23 protein-coding genes and 1 pseudogene are annotated in these 26,708 nt (G+C 70.2%); 3 read left to right on the plus strand and 21 right to left on the minus strand.

Annotated features, from left to right (window positions below; translation table 11 throughout):
• Positions 1 to 3 precede the first annotated feature (3 nt).
• From OG289_RS49600 to OG289_RS08515, 3 genes and pseudogenes are all read left to right on the plus strand, one after another.
• Positions 4 to 192, plus strand: a pseudogene (locus OG289_RS49600) (nuclear transport factor 2 family protein); the annotation flags it as partial.
• A 220-nt stretch (positions 193 to 412) separates the two neighbouring features.
• The gene (locus OG289_RS08510; RefSeq protein WP_327313400.1) at positions 413 to 913 is read left to right on the plus strand and encodes a nuclear transport factor 2 family protein; all 501 of its coding nucleotides are present in this window, start codon (positions 413 to 415) and stop codon (positions 911 to 913) included.
• A gap of 51 nt (positions 914 to 964) precedes the next feature.
• Entirely contained in the window at positions 965 to 2,215 is a 1,251-nt protein-coding gene (locus OG289_RS08515) for an MFS transporter (protein ID WP_327313401.1), read from the plus strand.
• 403 nt (positions 2,216 to 2,618) lie between these two features.
• On the opposite strand, the gene OG289_RS08520 is transcribed toward OG289_RS08515, so the two are convergent.
• From OG289_RS08520 to OG289_RS08620, 21 genes are all read right to left on the minus strand, one after another.
• A complete protein-coding gene (locus OG289_RS08520; protein WP_327313402.1) occupies positions 2,619 to 2,915 on the minus strand; it encodes a hypothetical protein in 297 nt (98 codons plus the stop codon).
• A gap of 608 nt (positions 2,916 to 3,523) precedes the next feature.
• Complete coding sequence (locus OG289_RS08525; RefSeq protein WP_327313403.1) at positions 3,524 to 4,771, minus strand: cation:proton antiporter; 1,248 nt, start codon at positions 4,769 to 4,771, stop codon at positions 3,524 to 3,526.
• A gap of 4 nt (positions 4,772 to 4,775) precedes the next feature.
• Entirely contained in the window at positions 4,776 to 5,261 is a 486-nt protein-coding gene (locus OG289_RS08530) for a cation:proton antiporter regulatory subunit (protein ID WP_187826639.1), read from the minus strand.
• 28 nt (positions 5,262 to 5,289) lie between these two features.
• On the minus strand, positions 5,290 to 7,473 hold the full coding sequence (gene glgB / locus OG289_RS08535; RefSeq protein ID WP_327313404.1) for a 1,4-alpha-glucan branching protein GlgB: 2,184 nt from the start codon (positions 7,471 to 7,473) through the stop codon (positions 5,290 to 5,292).
• The gene (locus tag OG289_RS08540; protein WP_327313405.1) at positions 7,470 to 9,533 is read right to left on the minus strand and encodes a maltotransferase domain-containing protein; all 2,064 of its coding nucleotides are present in this window, start codon (positions 9,531 to 9,533) and stop codon (positions 7,470 to 7,472) included. Before OG289_RS08540 ends, glgB begins: the two co-directional genes overlap by 4 nt.
• A 53-nt stretch (positions 9,534 to 9,586) precedes the next feature.
• Positions 9,587 to 10,354: a MinD/ParA family protein gene (locus OG289_RS08545; protein ID WP_327313406.1), complete on the minus strand. Its 768-nt coding sequence runs from the start codon at positions 10,352 to 10,354 to the stop codon at positions 9,587 to 9,589.
• Positions 10,355 to 10,403: 49 nt separating this feature from the next.
• Positions 10,404 to 11,654 (minus strand): PP2C family protein-serine/threonine phosphatase, encoded by a 1,251-nt coding sequence (locus tag OG289_RS08550; protein WP_327313407.1) that lies wholly within the window; start codon positions 11,652 to 11,654, stop codon positions 10,404 to 10,406.
• Between the two features lie 11 nt (positions 11,655 to 11,665).
• Positions 11,666 to 12,154 (minus strand): ATP-binding protein, encoded by a 489-nt coding sequence (locus tag OG289_RS08555; protein WP_327313408.1) that lies wholly within the window; start codon positions 12,152 to 12,154, stop codon positions 11,666 to 11,668.
• A 14-nt stretch (positions 12,155 to 12,168) separates the two neighbouring features.
• Entirely contained in the window at positions 12,169 to 12,480 is a 312-nt protein-coding gene (locus OG289_RS08560; protein WP_327313409.1) for an anti-sigma factor antagonist, read from the minus strand.
• A gap of 18 nt (positions 12,481 to 12,498) precedes the next feature.
• Positions 12,499 to 14,637 (minus strand): glycogen debranching protein GlgX, encoded by a 2,139-nt coding sequence (gene glgX, locus OG289_RS08565; RefSeq protein ID WP_327313410.1) that lies wholly within the window; start codon positions 14,635 to 14,637, stop codon positions 12,499 to 12,501.
• Positions 14,634 to 14,975: an STAS domain-containing protein gene (locus OG289_RS08570; protein ID WP_327313411.1), complete on the minus strand. Its 342-nt coding sequence runs from the start codon at positions 14,973 to 14,975 to the stop codon at positions 14,634 to 14,636. Before OG289_RS08570 ends, glgX begins: the two co-directional genes overlap by 4 nt.
• Positions 14,972 to 16,819 carry an AGE family epimerase/isomerase gene (locus OG289_RS08575; protein ID WP_327313412.1) on the minus strand — a complete coding sequence of 616 codons (1,848 nt, stop codon included), beginning with the start codon at positions 16,817 to 16,819 and terminating at the stop codon, positions 14,972 to 14,974. The genes OG289_RS08570 and OG289_RS08575 overlap by 4 nt, the downstream gene beginning before the upstream one ends.
• A 23-nt stretch (positions 16,820 to 16,842) precedes the next feature.
• Positions 16,843 to 17,442 (minus strand): DJ-1/PfpI family protein, encoded by a 600-nt coding sequence (locus tag OG289_RS08580; protein ID WP_327313413.1) that lies wholly within the window; start codon positions 17,440 to 17,442, stop codon positions 16,843 to 16,845.
• Positions 17,435 to 19,081 carry a thiamine pyrophosphate-binding protein gene (locus tag OG289_RS08585; RefSeq protein WP_327313414.1) on the minus strand — a complete coding sequence of 549 codons (1,647 nt, stop codon included), beginning with the start codon at positions 19,079 to 19,081 and terminating at the stop codon, positions 17,435 to 17,437. The genes OG289_RS08580 and OG289_RS08585 overlap by 8 nt, the downstream gene beginning before the upstream one ends.
• 38 nt (positions 19,082 to 19,119) lie before the next feature.
• Positions 19,120 to 19,956, minus strand: a complete 837-nt coding sequence (locus tag OG289_RS08590; RefSeq protein ID WP_327313415.1) for a type 1 glutamine amidotransferase domain-containing protein — start codon at positions 19,954 to 19,956, stop codon at positions 19,120 to 19,122.
• An 86-nt stretch (positions 19,957 to 20,042) separates the two neighbouring features.
• On the minus strand, positions 20,043 to 20,747 hold the full coding sequence (locus tag OG289_RS08595) for an EthD domain-containing protein (protein ID WP_327313416.1): 705 nt from the start codon (positions 20,745 to 20,747) through the stop codon (positions 20,043 to 20,045).
• 106 nt (positions 20,748 to 20,853) lie between these two features.
• Positions 20,854 to 21,393, minus strand: coding sequence for an NAD(P)/FAD-dependent oxidoreductase (locus tag OG289_RS08600; RefSeq protein WP_327313417.1), 540 nt, complete (start codon positions 21,391 to 21,393; stop codon positions 20,854 to 20,856).
• A gap of 20 nt (positions 21,394 to 21,413) precedes the next feature.
• Positions 21,414 to 22,916, minus strand: coding sequence for a maltokinase N-terminal cap-like domain-containing protein (locus tag OG289_RS08605; protein ID WP_327313418.1), 1,503 nt, complete (start codon positions 22,914 to 22,916; stop codon positions 21,414 to 21,416).
• On the minus strand, positions 22,913 to 24,166 hold the full coding sequence (locus OG289_RS08610) for an IS701 family transposase (RefSeq protein WP_327313419.1): 1,254 nt from the start codon (positions 24,164 to 24,166) through the stop codon (positions 22,913 to 22,915). Before OG289_RS08610 ends, OG289_RS08605 begins: the two co-directional genes overlap by 4 nt.
• A 311-nt stretch (positions 24,167 to 24,477) precedes the next feature.
• Positions 24,478 to 25,179 carry an SDR family oxidoreductase gene (locus tag OG289_RS08615; protein ID WP_327313420.1) on the minus strand — a complete coding sequence of 234 codons (702 nt, stop codon included), beginning with the start codon at positions 25,177 to 25,179 and terminating at the stop codon, positions 24,478 to 24,480.
• A 24-nt stretch (positions 25,180 to 25,203) separates the two neighbouring features.
• Complete coding sequence (locus OG289_RS08620; RefSeq protein WP_327313421.1) at positions 25,204 to 26,544, minus strand: NDP-sugar synthase; 1,341 nt, start codon at positions 26,542 to 26,544, stop codon at positions 25,204 to 25,206.
• Between the last annotated feature and the right edge of the window lie 164 nt (positions 26,545 to 26,708).

Here is a 26,708-nt window from a genome sequence, read left to right on the forward strand (position 1 = left end):
ACTATGCGCGTGCCGCGGCGCGGGAGGCCGTCCGCGACACCTCCGACGAGCACGACGGCGGCCCTGGCCGCGCTGGCCCCTGCCGTGCGCGGCTACATCGACGCTGTCGACTCCCGGGACGTGAACGCCCTGGTCACGGTCTTCGCACCGCAGGCGACCGTCGACGACACCGGGCGCAGCTTCCGCGGCCGCGCGGCGATCAGGGACTGGGTCGGCGACGAGGTGATCGGCGGCCGGCTCACCGTCCTGCGCACCACGCCCGGCCCCGAAGGCCCCACCATGATGCTGCACTTCGCCCCCGCGGGGTTCATGGCCGGTTTCCGGGCCCGCTGCACGTTCGACGTCGACCACGACGTGATCACCCGGATCACCTGCGCTACGCCTGACCCGCCATCACCCCGAGGAGACCGCCGTGCCGTACCGCCCCCTGATGTCCGCTCTCGCGCTGGCCGCCCTGCTGCTGGCCGGCTGCTCCGAGGGCTCCGAGCAGGCCGGCAGTCCGCCGGGTGCCACGCAGCAGGTGGTGACACCGGATCCGACGGCGGGGACGGCCGAGCAGGTCCCCGACGACACCGTGAACGAGGACCGGAAGGACACGGCAGTGGACCCCGCTGCCCAGGCCTACGTCGACGCCGTGGCCGCCAAGGACCTCGACGCGCTGGTGGACGCGTTCCATTCCGATGCCCAACTCATCGATGTGGGACGGGAGTTCACCGGTCACGGCGAGATCCGCGACTGGGCCCGCGACGAGGTCATCGGCGGCCGGCTCACCGTCTTGAAGAACACGCCCAAGAGCAACGGCACGACGCTGCTCGTGCGCTTCGCCCCCGGCGGCACCGGCGGATTCGAGGCCAACTACGAGTTCGACGTCCGCGACGGCCGGATAGCCAGGCTCAATCTGCAGTACGCCTGACCGCGCCTTCGCGCCCTGCTTTCCGTCCTCTTCCCAAGGAGTGGCTCTCCCATGAGTACCGCCACCGCATCGGGGCCCGGCGAGACCCGCAACAAACTCGCCCTGGGCGCCCTCGGCCTGGGCGCCTTCGCCATCGGCACCGCCGAACTGGTCATCGTCGGCGTCCTCAATCTCATCGCCGACGATCTGGACGTCTCACTGAGCACCGCGGGCCTGCTGGTCACCGCGTACGCGCTCGGCATCTCCATCGGCGGCCCGATCGTCACGGCGGCGACCATCAAGGTGCAGCGCCACACGCTCCTGTGCGCGGCGCTCGTCGTCTTCGTCCTGGGCAACCTGGCCGCGGTCTTCGCCGGGGTCTTCGGCCTGCTGGTCGTCGCGCGCGTGCTCTGCGGCGCGCTGCACGGCCTGTTCCTCGGCGCAGCTTCCGCCGTCGCCACCGGTCTGGTCGCCCCCGAGCACCGGGGCCAGGCCGTCGGCCTGGTCTTCGGCGGCATCTCCGTGTCGACCGTGTTCGGGGTGCCGCTCGGCACCCTGCTGGGCCAGAAGCTCGGCTGGCAGGCCACGTTCGCCGGGGTGGTCGTCCTCGGGGTCGTCGCCCTCGTCGTGATCATGATCTGGGTGCCGGCCGTCAGGAGCAGTGGCTCAGGCGGTCTCGGCGCCCAGGCCCAGCACGCCTTCCACCCCCGGGTGCTGGCCATGCTGGCGGCCCAAGTACTGCTCATGGGCTCGCAGTTCATTGCCTTCACGTATCTGGCGGCGTTCCTGGAGGACGTCACCGGCATCGACGGCGCCATGGTGAGCGTCTTCCTGATGATCTTCGGTGTGTTCAGTGCGATCGGTACGTTCGCGGGCGGTCGGTTCGCCGATGTCAACGCCTCGCGGACGCTGCTCGTGGGCAACGCCGTCCTGATCGTGGGCCTGCTCGGTCTGTACGTCTTCCGGGAGAGCCGGCCGATGGTCGGTGTGGCCCTGGCCCTCTGGGGCGTCGTCGGTTTCGGTGTCACCCCGGCGCTCCAGCTGCGCGTCATCTCGCTGGCCGGGGAGGGCGCCGACCTGGCCGCCACGCTGGGCGCGTCCGCCGCGAACGTGGGGGTCGCCTCGGGCGCCGCGGTCGGCGGCTGGGCCCTGGCCTCCTTCGGTATCGAGGACGTCCCGCTGACCGCGCTGGTCTTCGCGGTCGTCGCGCTGCCCGCGGTATGGGCCACCCGGTTCCTCAAGGTGCCTGCCGTCCAGGCCCCGGTGACCGGCTCCGTGACGGTTGAGGCGAGCGACAACACGCCTGTCTCCACCGGCAGTTGAACCGAGCCGCCACCGGCGGCGAAGTCCGTTGCCGCGGCGTTCTCGGGCGCCGCGGCAACGGGCTCGGTCGTTCAGATGCCGCTCACCTTGGCCACCGAGAACGGCAGGTCGAGGGTGGCGGAACCGAACTGTGAGCGCAGCAGGTGCAGGGATCCGCCCATGCGCAGGAGCGCCGTCGGGTGTTCGAGGGCCGGGTCGGTGAGGTGGCTCGTGACGGTCGCGGACGTGCGGTCCGCGGAGAGCGTGAGCCGGGTGATGGCGTCCGAGCCGAACTGGACGGCCCACAGCTGGGTCCTTCTCCCAGAGCAGGCCGTCGGCGGAGACGGGGCTGCCGCCGGCCACCGTCAGCTTGCGGATGCCGCCGGTGGCGGGCTCGAGCCGGAACAGGTCGCCGGAGGCCATGTCAGCGGTGATCAGGTAGGTGCCGGTCGCGTCCGATTCCGCCGTTCAGGGTGATGGCGCCCTCCGGGTGCGGGGCGATGACGCCGTTCAGGTCGAACCCGGTGGCCAGGGTGGTGGTGCCGCCCGAGGCGATGGAGTCCTCGATGGTGGTGGCGGGCAGGCGGTGGACGAGCTGGAGGAGCGAGTCGGTGACGTACCCGGTGCCGTCGGGCGTCAGGTCGATGTCTTCGAGCAGCGACGCGCCGGGGGCCGGGCCGACGAAGCGGACCAGGCGCGTGGCGTTCGCCGTGTCGTACACGTCACCCCGTTCGCGTCGTTGACCCAGAGCCGGCCGTGCCGGTCGACCTCGGTGCCCATGGCCTGGGTCCGTCCGTCCGTTCCCGAGGGCAAGAAGAACGGTGGCCTGCGTCTGGCCGGCGCGTGCGCGGTAGACCGCTCCGGTGGAGAACGAGGTGACGTAGAGGTCGCCGGTTCTCGGGTCGGTGGCCATGCTCTGCGGACAGGCCTGGTTGCCGGGCAGCGATGGCCCGGGCGACGGTCAGGGCCTGGGCGTCCGCGCGGGCGCCGGTGGCCGGTGCCGTGATCCCGACGGCGAGTGCACAGGCGAGGGCGAGCGCGCAGGCGGTGAACCCTCGGCGGGCAGGGGTGAGCTCCATGGGTCCTCTTTTCGGAACGACGCGCCCGCCGGGCGTGCCCCGGCTGGCGTCGAGGACCATATGGCTGGATCCGGACCCGAGTGGGTGCCCTCAAGGAGCCCCTCATGGTCAACGGATCGAAGAGGAACGAGGTCGACTGCCCTGTCAGGGAGGGCAGTCGAGCCCGGGATCACCCATGGGAAGACGGCGACTTCCGTACGTGATGGACGACGTTCCGCATGGTGGGGAGGGTTCCGCTTCGGCCACCGCGTCAGTCGGACGCCGCGGCCGAGGGCTCCGGCTCGGCCGGCCGGGGCGCCACGGACCGCCGTCCGGGAGTCACCCCGGGGTACTCCTTGCCGCGCCACAGGGTGATCCGCTGCGCGATCGGCTCCGTGAAGCGGGCCGCCAGGGGGCCCAGGACGACGAGCAGCAGGACGTACGCGGTGGCCATCGGGCCGAGGGAGGGATCGACCGCGCCGGCGGAGACCGCGAGTCCGGCGATGACGATGGAGAACTCGCCCCGCGCGACCAGGGCGCCGCCGGCCCGCCACCTGCCCCGCACTGCGATGCCGGAGCGCCGGGCCGCCCAGTACCCGGTGCCGATCTTCGTCAGCAGGGTGAGCACCGCCAGCACGAACGCGGGCGCCAGCACCGACGGGATGGTGCTGGGGTCGGTGCTCAGGCCGAAGAACACGAAGAACACCGCGGCGAACAGGTCCCGCAGCGGCATCAGCAGATGGTGGGTGTTCTCGGCCACCTCGCCGGACAGGGCGATCCCCACGAGGAACGCGCCCACCGCCGCCGAGACCTGCAGCTGCTGGGCGACCCCGGCGACGAGCAGCGTCGTGCCCAGGACGACGAGCAGCAGCTTCTCCGGGTCGTCGCTGGACACGAAGCGCGAGATGACCCGCCCGTAGCGCACCGCGACGAGCAGGACGGTGCCGACCGCGACGAGCGCGATGCCGAGCGTCAGGCCGCCCGCCAGCCAGCCCGAACCGGCCAGCACCGCCGTCAGGATGGGCAGGTAGAGCGCCATGGCGAGGTCTTCGAGGACGAGGATGCTGAGGATGACCGGGCTCTCCCGGTTGCCGAGCCGGCCCAGGTCGCCGAGCACCTTGGCGATGACGCCGGACGAGGAGACCCAGGTGACGCCGGCGAGCACCACGGCGGCCACCGGCCCCCAGCCGAGCAGCAGCGCGGCGGCGGCTCCGGGGATCGCGTTGAGCAGGAAGTCGACGCCTCCCGCAGGGGCGTGGGTCTTGAGGTGGCCCACGAGGTCGCCCGCTGTGTACTCCAGGCCGAGCATCAACAGCAGCAGGACGACGCCGATATCGGCGCCGACCTCGATGAACTCCTCGCTGCCGCCCAGCGGGACGATGCCGCCCGCGCCGAACAGGAGTCCTGCCAGCAGGTAGAGCGGGATCGGCGAGAACTTGAGCCGTACGGCGAAGCGGCCGAGCAGGCCGAGCGCGAGGACGACCGCACCGAACTCGATCAGAAAGGCCGCGGAGTGCACGTGATCAGCCCCGCTCAAGGATCTCGTGGGCGCCGTCCACGCCTTCCCGGGTGCCGATGACGATCACGATGTCGCCGCCGTGCAGGCGGAAGTCGGGTCCTGGCGAGGGGATCGCGTGGGACCGGCGCATGACGGCGACGATGGAGGCCCCGGTGTCGGTGCGCATCCTCGTCTCCCCCAGGGTGCGCCCGTTCCAGTAGGAGGTGCCGGTGATGGTGACCTGCTCGGCGAGGAGCCCGAAGTCGCTGGTGTGCAGCAGATTCGGGTTGTTGTGGCTGGGCAGCAGGGCGTCGGCGAGGGACAGGGCCTCCGCGCCGGTCAGCGGCAGCGAGAGGCCGCAGGAGTCCGGGTCGTCGTCGTGGTGCACGTTCAGGGTGCGGCTGCGGTCGCGGTGCGCGATCACCGACAGCGTGTCGTGGCGCCGCGTGGTGAGCTCGTACTGCACCCCGATGCCGGGCAACGGGGTGGTCCTCAGACGGGGAGCAGGCATGGTGTCCCTCCTTGGGCTGCGGGATGCGTCATTGCTTGCGGAACCACACGCCGCCCAGCGGCGGCAGGACCACGCTCGCGCCGGCCGGCAGGCCCTGGAGGGTTTCGGGAACGGCGTGGATGCGCCCGGGGTTGGTGACCCCGGAGCCGCCGTACTGCGCCGCGTCCGTGTTGAGGACCTCGGTCCAGTGGCCCGCCTCGGGCAGCGCCAGGCGGAAGTCGCGGCGCACCGTGGGCTGGAAGTGGAAGACGCACACCAGTGACTCGCCGCCCTCGCCGTGCCGCACGAAGGAGTACACGTTGTCCTCGGCGGCGTCCGCGTCGATCCAGCGAAAGCCCTCCGGCCGGGTGTCCAGGCTCCACAGTGCCGGGTCGTCGAGGTAGTGGCGGTTGAGGTCGCGCACCAGGTCGCGGACGGCGGTGTGCGAGCCGTGCCGGAGGATGGACCAGTCCGGGCCGCGGTCGTGGGACCATTCGGTGTCCTGGGCGAACTCCTGCCCCATGAAGAGGAGTTGCTTGCCGGGGAAGGCCCACATGAAGGCGAGGAAGGTGCGCAGGTTGGCCAGCTGCTGCCAGCGGTCGCCGGGCATCTTCGTCAGCAGCGACCCCTTGCCGTGCACCACTTCGTCATGGCTGATCGGCAGGGTGTATTTCTCCGCGTACGCGTACACCACCGGGAACGTCATGGAGTGGTGGTGGTACTGCCGGTGCACCGGGTCCTCGGCCATGTACGACAGCGAGTCGTGCATCCAGCCCATGTTCCACTTCAGGGCGAAGCCGAGCCCTGCGTGGTCGGTGCGCCGGGTGACGCCGTCCCAGGCCGTGGACTCCTCCGCAATGGTCAGCGCTCCGGGGCAGCGCCGGGGCACCGTGGCGTTCATCTCCTGGAGGAACTCCACCGCTTCCAGGTTCTCGCGGCCGCCGTACACGTTCGGCAGCCAGGTGCCGTCGGGGCGCGAGTAGTCGAGGTAGAGCATGGAGGCGACGGCGTCGACGCGCAGGCCGTCGATGTGGAACTCCTCGCACCAGTACACCGCGTTGGCGACGAGGAAGTTGCGCACCTCGTTGCGTCCGTAGTCGAAGACGAGCGTCCCCCAGTCGGGGTGCTCGCCGCGGCGCGGGTCCGGGTGTTCGTACAGCGCCGTCCCGTCGAAGCGGGCCAGGGCCCAGTCGTCCCTGGGGAAGTGGGCGGGGACCCAGTCCACGATGACGCCGATGCCCGCCCGGTGCAGCGCGTCGATGAGGGCCCGGAAGTCGTCGGGGCTGCCCAGGCCGGCCGCCGGGGCATAGTACGAGGTGACCTGGTAGCCCCAGGAGCCGCCGAACGGATGCTCCGCCACCGGCATGAACTCGACGTGCGTGAAGCCCAACGCCTTGACGTAGGCGGGCAGTTCGGTCGCGAGCTCGCGGTAGCCGAGGCCCGGCCGCCACGACCCCAGGTGCACCTCGTAGACGCTCATCGCGGCCCGGTCCACGGTGCGTTCGGCGCGCCCGGCCAGCCAGGCGTCGTCGCTCCAGGTGTGGCGGGAGCAAAAGACGATGGAGGCCGTGCCCGGTGCCGCCTGTGCCGAGGTGGCGAGGGGGTCCGCCTTCTGGATCCAGCGGCCGTCCGGGGTGAGGATCTCGTACTTGTAGCGGCAGCCCTCGCCGACGCCGGGGACGAACAGTTCCCACACTCCGCCGGCGCCGAGCGAGCGCATCGGGTGTGCTCTGCCGTCCCAGTGGTTGAAGTCGCCGACCAGGCGCACGGCACGGGCATTCGGCGCCCACACCGCGAACGCCGTACCGGCCACCGTGCCCCAACCGCACTCGTGCTCGCGCACCCGGGCCCCGAGCACCTGCCACAGCTGCTCGTGCCGGCCCTCGCGGATCAGGTGCAGGTCGAGTTCGCCGAGGGTGGGCAGGAAGCGGTAGGGATCGTCGTAGGCGTACACGTGGGTGCCGTAGTGGACGCGCACCCGGTAATCGGGCACGACCGTGCCCGGCAGCCGGCCTGCGAACACCCCCTCGCCCTGGTGCGCGAGTTCCGCCAGCGGCTCGCCCGACGGCGTGGTCAGCCACACCTCGTCGGCGAGCGGCCGCAGCACCCGCACGGTCACGCCCTGGGCGGCCGGGTGCGGGCCGAGCAGCGCGTGCGGATCGCTGAGGTCTCCCGTGGTGAGCCGCTCGAGGTGGGTGGCGGCCAGGGCCGTTGGGCGCTGTGCGGTGGTCACGACTGCGAAGTCCCGTCCGTGAGTATGTGGGCCACTCGATGCCGGGGGTCGAGGCGTACGTAGTTGTCGCGGCCCCAGCGGTAGTTCTCGCCCGACAGGGCGTCGCGCACCGCGAAGGTCTCGGAGCGCTCCAGGCCGAGTGCGGGCAGGTCGAGGGTGACCGTCGCCTCGCGCGTCTCGCGCGGGTCGAGGTTGAGCACCACGACAACCCAGTCGTCCCCCTCGCCCCCGCAGGCGCGCTTGGAGAAGCAGATCATCGCGTCGTTGTCGGTGCGGTGGAAGCGGAGGTTGCGCAGCTGGTGCAGGGCCGGGTGGGCCCGCCGGATGTCGTTGAGCGCACGGATCAGCGGGGCCAGGGAGTCGCCCGCAGTCTGAGCACCCGCCCAGTCGCGGGGGCGCAGCTGGTACTTCTCGGAGTCCAGGTACTCCTCGCTGCCTGGCCCCATGGGCACGTTCTCGTACAGCTCGTACCCGGCGTACACGCCCCAGGTGGGTCCTGCCGTCGCGGCGAGCACCGCGCGGGCCGCGAAGGCCGCCCTGCCGCCGTACTGGAGGTAGGCGTTGAGGATGTCGGGGGTGTTCACGAAGAGGTTGGGCCGCAGGTAGGCCGCGCTCTGTTCGCCGCCGAGGCCGGCCAGTTCGGAGAGGTAACTCTCCACCTCTTCCTTGGAGTTGCGCCAGGTGAAGTACGTGTACGACTGGTGGAAGCCCACGCGCGCCAGGGCGTGCAGCATAGCCGGGCGGGTGAACGCCTCGGCGAGGAAGAGCACATCGGGATCGCTCGCGTGCACCGCGGCGATCAGCCGTTCCCAGAAGGCGACGGGCTTGGTGTGCGGGTTGTCGACTCGGAAGATCCGGACGCCGTGGTCCATCCAGTGCCGCAGTATGCGCAGGCACTCCGTGTGCAGTCCGTCCGGATCGGTGTCGAAGTCGACGGGAAAGATGTCCTGGTACCTTTTCGGCGGGTTCTCGGCGAACGCGATCGAGCCGTCGGCGCGGCGTTGGAACCACTCGGGGTGCTCGGCGACCCAGGGATGGTCGGGTGAGCACTGGAGGGCGAAGTCCAGGGCGACTTCGAGGCCCAGTTCACCGGCGCGCGCCACGAAGTGGTCGAAGTCCTCCTGGGTGCCCAGGTCGGGGTGGATCGCGTCGTGTCCGCCGTCGGCCGATCCGATCGCCCAGGGTGAGCCGGGATCGTGCGGCCTTGCCTCGAGCGTGTTGCCCGCACCCTTGCGGTGGGTGGTGCCGATCGGGTGGACCGGGGGCAGATAGACCACGTCGAAGCCCATGTCGGCCACGGCCTCGAGGCGTTTGGCGGCGGTCCGCAGCGTGCCCGGCCGCGGCGGCTCGGCCACGCCGTCCACCGCGGCGGGGACGACGGCTCCCTCGGAGCGGGGGAAGAACTCGTACCAGGCTCCGTACAGGGCGCGTTCCCGGTCGACCCGCAGCGGCAGTTCCGGCGAGCGCGTGAGCAGCCTGCGCAGCGGGCGGGCGGTGAGCAGGGTGGCCACGGGAGCCGCGGTGACGGCGGCGAGCCGCTCCTCGGCGTCGAGGCGCCCGTCCCGCAGCCGCCCGGCCACGTCGGTGAGCCGCGCCGCCTCGTCGGCCGGGGCCGTGCCGGCCACCTCTTCGAGGAGCAACGCGCCTTCCTCCAGGACCAGTTCGGTGTCGATCCCGGCGGGCACCTTGATCTCGGCGGCGTGCCGCCAGGTCGCCCAGGGGTCGGTCCACGCCTCCACCCGGTAGGTCCAGTCGCCTTCCTCTGCGGCGGTGACCCACGCGGTGTAGCGGTCGGTGCCGGGGGCCACGAGGCGCATCGGGATCCAGTCGCCCGCACGGCCGTCGGGGTCGGTGAGCACGACGCCGGCGCCGACCGCGTCGTGCCCTTCCCTGAAGACGGTGGCCGAGACGGCGAACTCTTCGCCGGGTACGGCGCGGGCGGGGGTGCGGCCGCCGGCGCCGTCGTCGATCTGTGGCGCCACGTCCGCGATGGGGATGCGGCCCACACGTGCTTCGGCGGTCGGGCGCGTCGCGTCGCGCTGCATGGGCTTGCCCTCCATAGTGCTCGTGCCTCCTGGGTGGTGCGGGCGGCTGTTTCGGTCGGCGAATGCGGTCAGCGTCGGATCGCGGTGGTCCCGTTGCTGACCGCGGAGATGATCCGGCGGTATCCGGACACCAGCGGATGGTGCGGGTACGCCGTGGAGAACACCCGCTCCCCGGCGAGCTGCGCCATTTCGGGCGCGTACGGCAGGACCGTGGTGATGCGGGTGTTGTACGCGGTCTCCACCTCACCGAGCAGCCGGTCGCCCACGGCGCCGTCGGGGGCCATGTTCACGGCGATGCTCATGGCGCCGAACCCGAGCCGGCTCGCCAGGGCCGTGGTCTCCCTGGCGCCGGCGAGGTCCAGGCGGTCGGCCCGGGTCACGACGACGAGCGCGTCCGAACTCGCCATCGCGGTCACGGTCTCGTTGTTGAAGCCCGCGTGGGTGTCGAGCAGCAGCACGTCGAGCGCCAGGGTGTCGATGAGCCGGTCGAAGCCCTCGCGCAGCAGGCCCACGTCGTAGCCGCGGCCCATGATCTCGTTGACCCCCGTGGTCTGGCTCCTGGCCGGGACCAGGAAGAACCCGTCGTGCCCGACGGTCTGGTCGACGGCGTACGCCGCGTCCTCGATCTCGCAGCGGCCGATGAGGTAGTCGGTGAGCGAGCGCCGCGCGGGGACCGTCACGTCGCCGAACATCACGTCCAGCGCTGGTGTCTGGATGTCGGTGTCCACCAGAGCGACCCGCAGGCCCGAGGAGGCCAGCAGCAACCCGAGGTTGGCGGCCGTGCTGGATTTGCCGGTGCCCCCTCGGTAGGAGTGCACCGTGATGATCTGCGACATGTTCTCCACCTGACGGTCTTCGGGGGTCGGCCCTCCGGCCGGTGAGCGGTCAGTCGGCGGTCCCGGCCGGCGCCTGCCAGTGCACGGCCAGCATGGTGATGTCGTCGGACTGTTCGGCCTGGCCGACGAAGTCGCTCAGTGCGCCGTCCATGTGGTCGAGCAGTTCCTCGCCGCGCACGGTGGCCTCGGTCAGCTGCTCGACGAGGAGGTCCTCGCCGAAGAAGCGTCCGGTCTCGGAGCGGGCTTCGGTGACCCCGTCGGTGTAGATGAACAGGGTGTCCCCGGGGCCGATCTGGGTGTAGCCGAGCGAGAAGGTGCAGTCGGGCATGACGCCCACGACCGGCCCTGTCGGCTGGAGCAGCACCGGTTCGGCGCCGCTTCCGCTCACGAGGACGGGGGGATTGTGGCCGCCGTTGATGTAGACGAGGTTGCCGGTGACCGGGTCCAGGACGCCGAAGAACATGGTGGCGAAGTAGCCCTGCTTCATGTGGTTGCGAGTCAGATAGCTGTTGGTGCCCACGACCGCGTTCAGCAGCGGGGTGGCGCCCACGACCGGGATGGCCCGGGTGTGTTCGGCCCCGCCGGGCTCCTCCCCCATCAGGTCCGCCGCGATGAGGTTCTGCAGGCCGCTCTGTTCCGCGGTGTGCCGCAGCAGCGAGCGGATGAGCGCCATGAACAGGGCCGCGCCTACCCCCTTGTCGCACACGTCGGCCACGACGAGGGCGAGGCGGCGCCGGTTGACGAGTTCGAAGACGTCGTAGAAGTCGCCGGCCACCGTCCGTGCGGGCCGGAAGCGTACCCGGATGTCCCAGCCGTCGGGGCTGGGCAGCGAGTCCGGCAGGAACCCTAGCTGGATCTCCCGGCCTATCTCCAACTCCCGCTCGTAGCTGAGCAGTTCGGCGTGTGCGGCGACCTCCTCCAGGTTCCGGTTGTGCTCGGCGTGCTGATGGCAGTCGCGCAGCCGCGCCTCCACCAGGACGGGGTGGAACGGCGGGAGCAGATAGTCGGAGCCTGCGCGCACATGGCCGTCGAGGAGGTGCAGATCGTGTTCCGCGTACGCCACCACGGTGGGCTGCTGCCCCTCGTCGGCCAGCCGTCGGGCCACCGACCTGACGGTGTGGGGCGACAGCGTCGCGTTGGCGAGCAGTGCGGTCACCGCCGGCATCCGGCCGCGCGACGCCGCCAGCACGTCGCCCGGTGTGCAGGTGTGCGCCTCGGCGCCCACGGCGTCCAGCGCCTTGGCCAACCCCGCTGGGACGTCCCGCCGTTCATCCAGTATCAGGACTCTCGTCTGCGCCATCTCCGCCTCGTCTACTGAACTGTCGGCCGGCGCATCACGAGGGTGCTCACATTGCGCCCCGCGACGAGCTCGTACTCGAAGGTGTCCACCGCTGTGAACGCCAGGAAGACTCCCAGGCCGCCGATCTCCCGCTCCGCGAGCGGCACGTCGAGCGCGGGTGCCCGCATGCCCTGCCGCGGGTCGAACGCCGGGGCGTCGTCCTGGAAGCGGACCCAGACGTCGCCCGGGTCGATCCCGCCGTCCACGGTGATCTCGCCGGGTTCGCCGCGGTATCCGTGCAGGACGATGTTGGTGGCCAGTTCGTCGGCGGCGAGGCGCAGCCGGTACAGCGAACTCTCCGGAAGGCGGGCCTGCTTGCCGAGGCCCAGAACGAAGTCGGACACCGGCTCGAGCGAATCGATCGTCGCGGGAACACGGAGTGCGTTCGCCCTGCCGCACCCGGGCGCCTGCGCGACGCCCGCTGCCTTGGTGGCCCCTGCGGCCTCGAAGTCGAACGTCATCTCGGTGCGTCCCTTCAGGCGTCCACGAGATCGATGCTGTGGTCGAATCCGGCGAGCCGGATGGTCCGGGCCACCGGCTCGGACGCGCCCACGACGGCGATGCGCACCTCGTCGCCCATCTTCTGGCGGGCGACGACCAGGGAGCGCAGGCCGGCGCTGGAGAGGTAGCCGAGCTGCTCGGCGCGGATGACCAGTTCGACGGCGCCGGCGCCGGCCGCCTGGCTGACGGTGTCGTGGAACTCCCCTGCCGTCGAGGCGTCCAGCTCCCCCGAGAGTTCGATGGTGGCGACCTTGTCGTTGATCCTCAGCCGCACGTCGAAAGCCACGATGGTTCTCCTTCTGGGTCAGGCGGTCGTCGGATGGGCCGCGCGTCCCACGAGGACGACCGCGGAGTGGGCTCCCAGGTGGAAACGCCCGGGGTGCTTCAGCTCCGGTTCGCCGCCGACGGGATGGACGGCGGTGCCGGTGTCGGCGAAGAGGTGCCAGCGCTGCCCGTCGGGCAGGGCGGGCAGCTCCAGGTCGTGCGCCTCCCAGTGCGCGTTCACGGCGACGTACACGTGGTCGTCGGCCACGGTGCCGCCCTTGGCGTGCCGGCCGCACCGCATCATCGCGAGCACCCGGCCGTGGTCGGCCCAGTCCGGCGCCCAGGCTCCGACGCCGTGCCAGCTGACATCGGGGTAGCCGCTGCCGACCCGGTCCGTGCCGGTGGGGTGGTCGCTGGTGCGCAGGACCGGGTGGGCGTGCCGGAAGGCGATCAACTTCCTGCTGAAATCCAGGAGTTCGGCGTTGGTCTCGACACGTCCCCAGTCGAACCAGGACAGTTCGTTGTCCTGGCAGTAGGTGTTGTTGTTGCCGAGCTGGGTGCGGCCGACCTCGTCGCCGGCCAGGATCATCGGAATGCCCTGGCTGGTGAGCAGGATGGTCAGCAGGTTCTTCATCTGCCGCATCCGCAGCTCGCGGACGTGCGCCAAGGCGCTGGGCCCCTCCTCCCCGCAGTTCCAGCTGTTGTTGTCACTTGCCCCGTCGTTGTTGTTCTCGCCGTTGGCCTCGTTGTGCTTGTCGTTGTACGAGACCAGGTCAGCCAGGGTGAATCCGTCGTGGGCGGTGATGAAGTTGACCGACGCGGACGAGGTGCGGCCCTGGTACAGGTCGGGCGAGCCGGCCATCCGGGTCGCCAGCTCGCCGACGAGGCCCGGCTCGCCCTTGACGAAGCGCCGGACCGTGTCGCGGTACTTGCCGTTCCACTCCGACCAGCGGCCGTAGTTGGGAAAGTTGCCGACCTGGTAGAGGCCGGCCGCGTCCCAGGCCTCGGCGATCAGCTTCGTGTGCCGCAGGATCGGGTCGTGCGCGAGCTGTTCGAGCAGCGGCGGGTTGGGCAGCGGGGTGCCGTCCGGGGCCCGGTCGAGGATGGCCGCGAGGTCGAAGCGGAACCCGTCGATGTGGTACTCGGCGACCCAGTGGCGCAGGCAGGAGAGCACGAAGTCCCGTACCACGGGGTGGTTGCAGTTGACCGTGTTGCCGGTGCCGCTGAAGTTGTAGTACTCGCCGCGCGGCGTGAGCATGTAGTACGTGGCGTTGTCGAGGCCGCGGAACGAGATGGTCGGGCCCTGCTCGTTCCCCTCGGCCGTGTGGTTGAAGACCACGTCGAGCACGACTTCGATGCCGGCCTTGTGCAACTCCTTGACCAGCGACTTGAATTCGTCGGCCTGCATGCCGAAGGGGCCGGTGGCGGCGTAGCCCGCCTTGGGGGCGAAGAACGAGACGGTGTTGTAGCCCCAGTAGTTGTAAAGGCGCTCACCGGTCACCGGATCGGTGCGCGGATTGTCCAGCTCGTCGAACTCGAACACGGGGAGCAGTTCGAGGCAGTTGACGCCCAGCTCCCGCAGGTACGGGATCTTCTCCCGCATTCCGGCGTACGTGCCGGGCGCCGACACCTTCGACGAGGGGTGCCGGGTGAAGCCGCGGACGTGCGTCTCGTAGATCACGAGGTCCTCGGCGGGGATGCGCAGCGGCCGGTCGCCGCCCCAGTCGAAGTCGTCGTTCAGCACCTGCGAGCGGTAGTGGTAGACGTTGTCCCAGTCGGGCTCGCGGCCCCACACCTCGCGCCCCGAGATCAGCCGTGCGTAGGGGTCGCTGAGCACCTTGACGCCGTCGAAGCGGTCGCCGCGGGCCGGGTCGAAGGGGCCGTCGGCGCGGAAGCCGTACTCCAGGTTCTCCGCGTCGAGCCCGAAGACCGTCATGGCGTACACGCTGCCGATGCGGAACTCCGGCGGGAACTCCAGTTCGGCACTGGGCTGGGTGGCGCCGCGCTCGAAGAGCACCAGGCTCATCGAGGTCGCGCCGTCGGAGTAGACCGAGAAGTTGACGCCGCCGGGCACCGGGGTGGCGCCGTACGGTAAGGGCCGGCCCGCCCTGACCCGGTACGGGCCGATCCGGTGCGTCGGAAAGGCGTCGATGCGCTCCCGGATGTCCTGGGTGCTCATCGGCCCGCACGTTCCAGCTCGGCGTCCAGGTCCTCGGCGACCCGGAAGAAGTCCAGGAACCCCGTGGCGGACATGACGAACGAGACCTCGTCGGAGAGGCCGACCAGGGTGATCTCGGCGTCCAGCTGCTGGGCGTGGCGGTGCACGATGAGGAGGGTGCGCAGGCCGGCACTGGAGATGTACGAGATCCCGGTGAGGTCGATCAGGACCACCGAGCCCTGCCCTATGAACGGCAGCAGCTGGGACTGCAGTCCCCCGGAGGTGGTGGAGTTGATCTCGCCCTCCAGGGCGACGACGGTGGCGCCGGTGCGTTCCTGCGAGCTGACCTTGACAGTCATCCCCTCACCTCCGGGCGGGAGTCGGCTTCGAGGCGGACCTTGACCTTGACGCGGCCCGAAGTCTCGGGCAGTCGGACGGTCAGGGCCTGCGCGTTGAAATCGGTGTGCTCCGCGCCGTCGATCTCCACGGCCGCGATGCGCACGGCTCCGGCCGGCAGCAGGTCGGGGGCGACCCGCAGGACGCGGTCCTCGATCAGGGCGGGGTCGGGCTTGAACCAGAAGTCCATCGGCTTGCCGCCCGCGAGCAGGTTGTTGTAGACGGCTGCCAGGTAGCACAGCTCGGCCGAGTGGTACATCGACATCGAGTGGCTGCCCTTGAGACGCTCCACGCCGAGGAGGTAGGGCAGGCCGCTGGCCATGGTGTTGAAGTAGACGGCGCCCTCGTCGTGGTCGAGGAAGAACGCGTTGTAGAACGACTGGGCGTCGCGCGCCTCGGTGCGGAAGTCCACCCGCCCGGTGACGCCGTGCAGGATCAGATAGGCGAGGATCGCCTGCTCCTGCTGCCACCATGCCTTGCGGTCGTGCCAGGCGAAGCGGAACCTCTCCTCGCCGTCCACCTTGACGCGCTCCACCACGTCGTACCAGCCGCCCCGCTGGCGGTCGCTGCCGACCTCGGGCATGGTCTCGCCGAGCGAGACGGCCGTCTGCAGGTAGACGTCCTTGGGGCGCAGGGAGTTCATGCGCATCAGGTTCCAGGCGATCTTCAGGTTGTGGCCGACGACCGCGCGGTTCTGCTGCCACCCGTGCGTGGTGTCGGGCGACCAGTCCTTGTGGAATCGTTCCTGCACGAACGGGCTGTTCTTCAGGTCGGGGAAGCGCTCGACGATCGTGTCGAAGGTGTACTCCAGCATGTCGGCGTAACGCTGTTCGCCGGTCGCCAGGTACAGGTTGATCAGGTACGCGGGGGCGTGGTCACCGACCGAGTTCCAGTTCTTCCGCCCTTGGTTGGGCCCGAGCGAGGAGTGGTGCGGGCTGAGCAGGATCGGGTCGATGTGCGAGAAGTAGCCGCCGTCCTCGGGGTCCAGGTAGAAGCGGTCGAAGAGCCGGATGGTGGCGTCCGCGTCCGCCTTGATCCGCGGGTCGCCGGTGATCCGGTAGGTCTGAACGGGCCCGGCGAGCGCGTAGATCTGCTCGTAGGCGGGCAGCGCGTCGTAGTCGTCGGAGAACTCGGACGTGAACAGCTTCGTCTCGACGTCGCCGTCGACCTTGAGGCCGTGGTACCAGTACACGACGTTCTCGTCGGTGTCGACGAACCGCATGTGCTCGCGCAGGTACTCGGTGCCGCGCTCGGCGACCTCCAGGTACTCGTCGTCGCCGGTGAGCAGGAAGGCGGAGGCCATGCCGTAGACGAGCCGCGAGATGGTGTCCGTCTCCTGGACGTGGCTCGCGGTCTTGTCGCCGCCGAGCCGGATCTCGGTGCGGTAGCCGCCGAAGTCGACGGGTCCGTCGCCGAACTGGGCCTTGCGGTAGAAGCCCGCTATCTCCCTGATCTGCCGGATCCACCAGCCGGCTTCCTCGAAGCGGAAGTCCTCGGGGTCGCGCCCCACGAAGATCAGCCGCTTGGCCTCGAAGCGCAGCGTCTCGCTGTGGGGGTAGAAGACGCCGTAGGCGAGGACGAAGGCTTCCTGGGTGAGCAGCTCGTCGATGTGGCTCGTGGCGTCCTGGTACGGCTCACCGAGATTGTGCAGCAGCTCCGCGCTGGGGCCGCCGTCGAGGCTGATGTCGAAGGACCGGCCGTCGGCGGTGACCACGGAGAAGACACGGGCCTCGCTGTCGAAGCCGCAGACCCGTCCCGCGACGGTGTCCGAGAAAGTGAAGTCGACGTTCCCGGGACGTCCTGGCATGGCTGACGTTGCTGACATGGCTGTCACACCCCTCGCTGTACGAGTTCGTCGATGATGGTCCTGGCGAAGAGATGGCAGTGGTCGCCGGTGCGGGCGGTCACCAGGTCCCCGTCGACGACGACGTCCTGGTCGACGTAGTTGGCGCCCATGTTCCGGACGTCGCCGAGCAGGTTGTTGTGGCAGACCACCTTGCGTCCGCGTACGACGTAGGGGATCGACGAGGCCAGCCACATGCCGTGGCAGATGATCCCCTTGACCACGCCCGACCGGGCGAAGGCCCGGCGCAGCAGGTCCGTGGCGGGCGCGAGCTGTTCGATGTCCTCGGTGTAGCGCAGCCGGTCGGCGACCATGCCGGACGGCACGATCAGCGCGCTGTACTCGCGCAGCCGCCGGTCGTCCAGGTCCTCCAGGCTGCGGGTCACCGTCAGCGGGGCCCGGTGCTCGTGGCCGGTGAAGGTGATCGACTTGTTGCCCCACATCCGGGTGACGAAGTCGACCCGGGCGCCTTCCTCGGCGAACCGACGCTGGTAGTAGGCGATTTCGGGCTCGTAGAAGTCGCTCTCCGCCAGGATCGCGATCTTGTGCCCGCTGAGCACCCCGCCACGGGACGGTACGTCAGCCACGGTCTCCCCCTTCGGTGGTCCGCAGGTCGATGAGGAACGGCTTGTCGTCCGCGAGCATCCGCTTGACCGCGTCGCCGACCTGGCTGTGGTCGTCGACTTGCAGGGCGTCGACCCCGAATCCGCCGGCGATCTGCGCGAAGCCCAGATCGGGGTGGGAGAGGTCGAACGGCGTCGGGTACGCGTGCGGGGCCACGTCCCGCTCCCGCCAGTACTGCTCGATGTTGTTGTCGAGCAGCTTGTAGCTGCGGTTGTTGCAGATGACGAACTTGGCGCCGATGCCGTGCCGTACGGCGGTGTAGAGCGCCTGGAAGGTGTACATGGAGCCGCCGTCGCCGGTGAAGCCGATCACGGTCTTGTCCGGGTGGGCCAGCTTGATCCCCATCGCCCCGGGGATGCCGACGCCGAGCGAACCGCCGCGCGTCGAGAACCAGTGGCCCGGCCGGCGGCCCGGCAGATGGGCGTTCAGCGCGCCCGAAGCGGTCAGCGCCTCGTCGAAGATCATCACGTCGTCGGGGACCTGGCCGGCCAGTTCCCGCAGGAAGGCGTTCAGCAGCGACCCGTCGTCCGCCACCTCGGTGGGCCGCTCACCGCGGCGGGCCTCAAGGCGTTCGAACGCCGCCACCTGGTCGAGTTCGGACAGCTTGCCGACCAGCTGGGCAAAGAGCGCTGCGAGCGTCTCCTTCGGGTCGGCGACCAGGCCGAGGGTGACCGGGTGGTTCTTGGCTATCTCGTAGTCGTCGAGATCGATGTGGACGATCCTGGCGTCCGGGCGGAACGGGTCACCGGTGTCCGGGAAGACCTCCGGGAAGGTGTACGTGCCGACGATGAGGACCACGTCGGCATCCCTGACGGCGGCCGTGCTGACGGCGCCGAACATGTGGCCGAGGTCCCCGCGGTAGAGCGGGTGGGTGACGTCCAGGTTCACCTCGGAGTAGTTGACGCCGTAGATGTCGGCGCCCAACTGCTCGGCCACCCGCACCAGTTCCTCCTGGGCACCGGATGCCGAGACGCCGTCGCCCACCAGGACGACCGGCTTCTCGGCACCGGTCAGCAGCCGCGCCGCCTGTGCCACGAGCCCGTCGGCCGGGGCGCTGCGGGTGCTGGGAGCGGCCGTCGGCACGATCTGCTCGGTGTTGAGAGCGTCGAGCACATCGAGAGGAAGCGCCACGAAGACCGGGCCCATCGGGGGCGTCATCGCCATCTTCATCGCCCGGCGCAGCACCCGCAGCACCGAGCGCGGGTCGGTGACCCGTGTCGCGTACTTGGTCACGGGCTTCGCCATGGCGACCAGATCGGCTGCCATCTGGGCGTCCATGGACTCGTACTGGACGCCCGACTCACCCGCGATCGTCAGGATCGGCGAGTGGCCGCGCCTGGCCTGGTACAGCATGCCGATGGCATTGCCGAGGCCGACCCCGCTGTGCAGCTGCAGGAGCGCGGGCCGGCCCGTGGCGCGGGCGTAGCCGTCCGCGATGCCGACCGCGACGGTCTCCTGCAGGGTCAGGATGTACTGGAGGTCGTCATAGTCCTCCAGCGCGTCCAGGAATCCCTGCTCGACCGTTCCTGGGTTGCCGAACATGAACGGAATTCCGTCGGCGATGAACTGCTCGATGATCGCCGCATTGCCCTGCCTGGCCATGTCTACCTTCTCTCGATTTCTCAATCGTTGCCGCGTATTTACCAGCCGAAGCGGCGCAGGCCGTCCTCGAGCACCTCGACGACCTTTTCTCCGGTCAGATAGGAATCCGGCGTCGAACGCCCGGTGATGAACGGGTAGTCCACGATCACCGAGGTCTCTTTGCCGAAGTTTCCGATGTAGCGGCCCTCGGGTCCGGTGGCGTCACGCAGGATGTACTCCAGCGGGTACGGCGGCGGGCCGATCACGAAGTCGGTGCCGAGGAATCCGGTCCCGTCCTTGTAGTCGTACTCCTTGCAGTGGCCCGTGACGTGCTTGCCCCAGATGATGGACGTGCGGTCCTCCCAGTCGCGGGCGAAGGCCAGCGGCGCGACGCCGTAGCACTCGGCAGCGATCGGCTTGTCGGCGCGCAGGAAGGCCAGGATGATCTGGTGCACCCGCTCGTTGTTGGCGAGGTCCACGACCGGGCCCGAACCGCCGACGATGAGCAGGGCGTCGTAGTCGTCGAGCTCCTGCGCCACCACGTCGAGTGCCCGGTGGTAGGCCTCCAGCTTGCGCAGGTAGTCGTCGTCCGCCGTGTAGGGGCGCTCCGGGATCCAGCTGGAGATGTCGATCGGATCGTTAAGGCGGGTGGAAGCATCGACCTCCTGGGTGAGCTTCGCGACCTCCTCTGAGGTGACCGAGCGGCCGAGCGGCGGGTCGATGTACTCGGGGTCCATCGACGGCGGCAGCGCGTGCGCGCGCTTCCCGGTCGGGGTGGCGAACTCCACCTCGTAGCCCCGCTGGTCGAAGTGGTGCAGGGGCCCGACGAGCTCCTCGCCCCAGTAGCCGTACTCCGACAGGATCACGAGGATCTTCTTGGCGTTCTTCCTGGGCACGCCGGCTCCTTCGGTATTCGGTTCGGGATGGGTGGCCGGGCGCCGCGACGGAAGGGGGCGGCGCCTCAGCCACCGGATCAGGGGGATCAGCGGGCCTGCGGACCGATGATCCAGTTCTCCCTGGCCGCCAGGGAGAAGACGTACTTCTGGTCGACGATCTCGTCGCGCGCGGCCTTCACCTGCCCGGTGAAGTAGGGCGAACGCAGCGCTTGCTCAAGGGCGTTGACGTCGTCGAACCACAGCTGCTCGACGCTGTCGAAGGCCGCTTCGCCGAAGACGTAGGCGCCGTCCACGGTGTGGGCGTGCAGGTAGCGCCGCAGCCCCGGGGTGCCCTTGACGACCGAGGCGTACGCGTCGAGGGTCTGCTTGCGGTAGTCGTCCAGGGCCAGGCCCGGGCGCCTCTTCTGCAGCACCGTGAGCTTGACCCACTCCTGCCCCCTGGCAAGGGGTGGCCCCGCGACGATCTCGTGCGCGGTGGTGTCGACGACGATGGTCTGCCAGAACGCGGCCCAGTGGGGCTCGTCGAGCCGGGCCCCCTGCAGGAACTCCTCGGTCTGCAGCGAGGCCAGCTGCTCCTCGCCGTTGGCCAGGAAGATCTCGGCGATGCCCTGGTGCGGCAGCGCCGGCTCACCGAGGTTGCCCTCGATGTCCACCACCGTGTCGACCATGTACTTGCGGATCTGCGGAATCTTTGATGCGTACCGCACCGCGTGGACATTTACCCAGTAGTCCTGGAATTCCTGTGCGGTCATGCCCGGCTTGGGCGCCGCCAGAATGAACTGGTGGATCATCGAATTCTCCTTTGGACGGGCTCGTTCATCATGTCCAGCGGTCATCGGTAAAGCCAAAGAAGGAAAATCGACTTTCTGAACTGTCGCGCCGGTTGCGGTACCGCTGTCAGTCCGCCTTCAACTCCGGTGGACAAAGGAAGTAGTTGGCCGCGGAGGCGGCCTGCGCCCCCTCCTGCACCGCCGCCGACACCTGGTGGGAATGCGGCGCCGCGATGTCCCCCGCCGCATACACGCCGGGAACCGACGTGTGCTGCTCCGTGTCCACGTCCGCATGGCCCTGCGCGTTGAGCCGGAGGCCGAGACCGCGGGCCAGGGCCGTCTCCGGGGTGGCACCCTGGAGGGAGAACAGGGCGTCCAGCGGGAGGCGTTCACCGCCCCGCGTCACGATGGCCGCCAGCCGGCCGCCCGTGCCCACGGCCGCCTTGATGCGGTCGTGCACGATCGGTACACCGGCCGCGGCGAGCCGGCGTCTGAAGCGCTCACGGATGTCGTCCCTGCGGCTGTTGGTGAGCAGCCGGACCCGTTCCAGCACCCGGCGTCCGTAGCGGGCCAGTTGGAGCGCGGCGGACAGCCCGGCCGGACCGCCTCCGACCACCGCGACGTCCCTGTCCTTCAGGCCCTTCGCGCCGTCCGCCGGTCGGGTCATGCGTGTCCGCGGCCACCGCGTCAGCCCACGAACCGGCTGCCGCGCGCGAGCCGGCGCACCGCGGCGAGCGGTATGGGCAGCCACTCGGGCCGGTTGCGGGCCTCGTAGAGCGCCTCGTACACGGCCTTGTCGGCCTCGAACGCCCTCAGTAGCACCGGGCTCGTGCGCGGGTCCTGGCCACCTGCCGCGGTGTAACCGGCGCAGAAGGCGCGGCGGCTGTGGACGGCCCAGGCCGAGGCCCGGCGGGTCATGCGCGTGCCGCGAAGATCGCGCGAGGTCGGCCCCCCGGGCGGGGCGCCGAGGATGTCGCCGAGGGCGTGGTGTGCCGCGTAGTCGAAGGACCGCAGCATGGCGGCGACGTCGCGGACCGCCGGCTGCAGGCGGCGCCGCTCCTCGAAGGGATGCCCCGGCTCGCCCTCGAAGTCGATCAGGACCCAGCCGTCCGGGGCCCGCAGCGCCTGTCCCAGATGGAGGTCGCCGTGGATGCGCTGGATCGGCAACGGGTTGCCGCGCCGCACCACTTCGCGCAGATCCTGATACGCCGTCTGCAGTCCGCGCGCGTAGGGAGTGAGGTCGGGCACCTCGACGAGCGCGTCGTCGAGCCGGGCCACGAGGGCGTCGGTCAGCTCCACGGCTTGGGGCAGGCTCAGCGGGCGGGCCTCCAACTGCTGGGCAAGCGCCAGGTGCACCTGGGCGGTGGCCTGCCCCAGGGAGAACGCGTCGTGCGAGAAGCCGCCCAGCGGCGCGACGGATTCGCACGCGCCGCGGATGCAGGCCTGCGCCTTGGCCGTGGCGATGCTCCAGCCGTCCCCGCGCGAGGGCACGAACTCCTGGAGGATGCACAGCGTGGCCGGCTCCGCGCCCTGCCACCCGGCGGTCTGCGCCCAGGCCAGCGGCGCCGCGCTCGGCACGTCGCCGGCCCGCTCCAGTGCGGCCAGCATCTCCAGCTCGGTGTTGGCACCCGGCATGATGCGGCGCAGCACCTTGAGCATCATCCGGTCGCCGAAGGCCACCGACGTATTGGACTGCTCCCCGGTGAGCGGCCTGGCCCGCAGTCCGGCCGGGATCACCGCCCCGGGGACGTGGTGGTACCCGAGCGCTCCGCACGGCTTTGCCGCGACGAAGCGCTCCAGCAGCGCGGACAGCAGCTCGGGATCGGAGCTCGCCTCGTACAGGGTCAGCCACCGCCCGTCCGGCGTGCGGCCGCTGCCGATGACGGCGTCGGCGGGCACACCGGTGTCGGCATCGGCCGGTCCCGGCACGGCGCCGACGAGCAGCTGGTAGCACGCGCCGTCGTCGGTTCGGAACACGGTCTGCAACAGCGCGGGGGTGCCGGGTACGACGACCTCCGCGAGGAGGGGCCGGACCTCGCGAAGGCGGTGGCCCTTGCCCGCGTACCAGCGCCTGCCGGGCAGCCAGTCCGGCAGGAGCCGGCACAGCTCGTCTACCATCAGGTCCAGGTCCGCGGCACTCAGCCCGCCGGACCGGCGGGGCGTCACGGTGCGCGGGCCGGTCCCGGTCATGCGGCACTCACCTTCGCCTCGCGTGAGGGGACGTGCGTGCTGCGGCCCTTGGGCGCGGGCGGTCCCTGCGCGCGGGACGGCGAGAGCACGGTGACGGCATGCGCCAGGGACACCATCGTCATGTGGTGGTGCCAGCCGCGGTACGAGCGGCCCTCGAAGTCGCGGATGCCGAGACCGTCGCTCACCTCCGCCAGATCGCGTTCCACGCGCCGCGAGAGCATGGCCGTGCGGTACACGGTGCCGAGCTGCGACTGGGCGAGGTTGGAGAGCCAGAACTCGCTCGGGGAGCGCCGGCGGGGGTCCGCCCAGGCGGCCAGCAGTACGAGGTCGAGGCGTTCCGGCTGCCCGTGAACGGTTAAGCCCTTGCGCAGCGCGACGCGGGCGGCGCCGACCGAAGTGGCGCGCATGGTCTGCTCCGTGTGGTCGAACCACTCCACCGGCATGCGTTGCTTGTGCAGGGCGGAGAGCAGCCCGGCCGAGCCCACCCATCCCCCGGCCTGGTCGGCGGGTCCGGGCCCGCCCGGAGCGGTCTTTTGGCCGGGCGGCACCGGTGTGATGGAGGACGGGTCGACCCGTACGACGAACGGGATCTGACGGTCCACCAGCTCCGCGCAGACCGGCTGCGGCGACGTCTCCCGCAGATCCATCACCACCGGCCGCCCGCGCAGCCCCCACTCCTGCGCCATCTTGCTCACCGAGTCGACGGCACACTGCTCCGGCGGGCACGATGCGACATCGGCGGGGATGGAGGCGCGGCGGCGCATGTCCTCCTGGTCCGTCCAGCACTCGGGCAGCGCCAGTTGCCAGTCCACGGGGCAGCTCCCGCGATCCCCGGCGAGCCAGACACTCATCGCCTGCTGGCAGTTGACGACCCGCCCGATCTGCGAGACCCACTGCCGCTCCACGCCGACCGAGTGCTGGCCCACCTTCGTGATCACGAGGGGCTGCACCACCCAGGCACGGGGCTGCGCGCGCTCGATGAGCAGCCGCGCCAGGTCGCCGCGCACCGCGTCGACGTCCCACGGCGACTTGCTGATGAATTGGTAAAGACTTTGCTCGGCCCCGCTGCCCGCGCCATTGGCGAGGGCACGCATGGTCTTCTTCCCGCGGACCGCGAGCAGTCCGCGCACATAGACCTCGCCCCAGCGCCGCTGGTCGCTTCGTGGAATGGAGCGCAGCGCAGAGAGAACCTCAGCGAATTCGTTCGGTGAAATGTCGTCGGGAAGCGCCTGCTGGTCTTCTGCGGACACTGTTCTCCCCTCTCCATCAAATACGTGAGCCACATCCCGGTAAGCCACGGATCCGTGCTGCGGGAACCGAGGACCGCCGAATCCGGGCAGGCCTCACAGCCGCGTGCCAAAAACGGGCATGCGACGGCGCAGCGAATGGGCGGCCATACGAAAAGCGCGGTGGTGGACACGGAGCCGGCGGGCGGTGCGACGGCACTGGCGCCGGCCCCGTGTCCCTGCCTGCCGGTGACGGGGGAATGCCCGGCAGGTCTCGAGCGGGGTGGGCCGGTCAAAGGCTCCGCCCCGCCGTGCGGGTGGCGCTCAGGCGCCCGTCAGTGGACCGGTCCCGGATACGCGGGGACCCGGTCGGGGATCAGCCGGTCGAACAGCGGACCCCAGTCGGTGGGCTCCTGGCCCGGTTCGTTGTAGAGCTCGAAGGTCGTCCCGCCCGCGGACGGCAGGTGCAGGGACTGCACGCACGCCTCCGCGACCGACTTCCTCGAGACCCAGCCGTTGCCGCGGTCGTGCTGCTCGAGGCGCACCCGGGCGCCCGCGGCATCGCCGTCCGTCAGCCAGCTGGGACGTACGACGGTGTAGGGCAGGCCCGAGGCACGCACCTCGTCCTCGCCGCGCAGCCGCCAGTCGAGCAGCCGTCCGTAGGCGTTCATGGGGTGTTCGCGTCGCGTCACGTAGATCTGGCTGACCAGGACGACGTGCGGGCGCTGTCCGCCGTCGGCGGCCGCGGCGAGCACGTTGCGCACCCCGTCGTAGACCGTGCTTTCGGGGCTGTGCGGACCCGAGTCGGCGGTGCCCGGCTCGACGGTGAACACGATGCCGGAGCAGTCGCGCAGCGCGGGACCCAGGGAGTCCGCGTACCGCACGTCGCCGCGGTGCCTGTCCACTGCGGGTGGCAGCACCGCGCGCTCCGGGTCGCGGCTGATCACTCGTACTTGGTGGCCTTCCTCGATCAGTCGGCGTGTAATGATCACGCCTGTCCGGCCGGCCCCTCCGATGACTGCAATGGGGCTCTGCATGGTGCCCTCCAGGGATGAGCGCCGTCACACCCAGCGCAGGATGTCGTCAGCGTGCCTGAGCTCGGTCTGCGCGGGTACGCCGGCCAGCGCCGGAACCCGCAGTCGGGGGTACACGGTGACCCCGCAGAATCGTGATCCCGGCCAGAGCACGGCTCCGTCGCCGATGGCCGAGAACTGCTCCAGCCGCAGTGGCCGGACGCGCTCCGAGAGCGCCTGGGCCATGGGGCCTATGTAGGTGTCGGTGATGTCGGCCCAGCTGCCGACCACCGCCGACTCGCCCACCGCCGACCGAGCGAGGGTGGCGCCCTCACGGATCTCGGCTCCGTCGCCGACGTCCGTGTGTTCCAGGCGCACTGAGGGTCCGATCTCGACGTCGCGGCCGATCCGGACGCCCGGGCCGATTGAGACCGAGCCGTCGTCGATCTTCTGGGCCAGCGTGGTGCCGGCGACGTCGTCCTTCGTCTGCAGGCTGGTCTCGTGGATCCAGCAGCGCGGATCCGTCCGGTCGGGGGCCGCCATCAGCCGGTTCATCTGCTCGTACGCGCCGTCGAGCACGAGCTGGACCGTATGCAGGTAGTCGGGCACATTGCCCATGTCGCCCAGGCGCCCGATGGTGTGGGTCGCCACCGGTACGCCTCGTCCGACGAGGTGGGGCAGGAGGTCGCCGCCCCAGTCCAGACGCTGGTGGGACTGGCGGAAGAGCTCCGGCTCGCGGGCGAGCATCCGCAGGCGGCCGCAGTCCACCAGGTACATCCCGGCGTTGGTTGCGAGGGTCGCGGATGGATCGTCGGCCGTCCGCGGGAAGAGCGAACCCAACTCACCGATGCCGGGCTTCTCCAGGAAGCCCTGGACCAGACCGTGTTCGTCGGTCCGCATGACGCCGTACTTGCCGGCGATCTCCGATGCGGTGCGGGCCACGGACGCGACGGTGACCACCGCGCCCTCGGCGCTGTGGGTCGCCTCCATCGCCGCCAGATCGAAGTCGAAGAGCGAGTCGACGGGCAGGACCAGCGCCCGGCCCTGCAGGTCCCACTGCTCGAGGTTGTGCAGGGTGGCACCGGCCGAGCCCACGTTGTACCGGTCGAACCGGGAACGCGAGTAGGTGATGTCGACGCCGAAGCGCTCACCGTGGCCCAGCAGGAGCTTGATCTGGTTGCGGTTCTCCAGGCCGTGGGTCACGACGTAGAACCGACGCACGCCCTGCACTCGGCAGGCGTCCATCATCCACTCGACCAGACGTCGTCCGACGAACGGGATGAGCGCCTTGCTCCGGATGTAGTCCGAGGATTTGAGAGTGATCGGCTTGGCCCGCTCGCCTCTGCCGCCGGCCAGAATGATGCCAACTGTTTCCTCGTCACGGTTCACGCCCACTGCCCCCCGCGAATGTGAATTGTGCGTCGTGTTTTGGTTGCCGGTTCACCTGGCCGCTGCCCTACTCCGGAGCGGCACTCCAGTTCTCGTCGTCGTCCGCTTCCGCAAGGAGCGCGGGCACCCTGTGTAGCAATAAGGCCGAAACCGTATCCGTATGC

This window comes from Streptomyces sp. NBC_01235, assembly GCF_035989285.1.
Classification (GTDB): domain Bacteria; phylum Actinomycetota; class Actinomycetes; order Streptomycetales; family Streptomycetaceae; genus Streptomyces.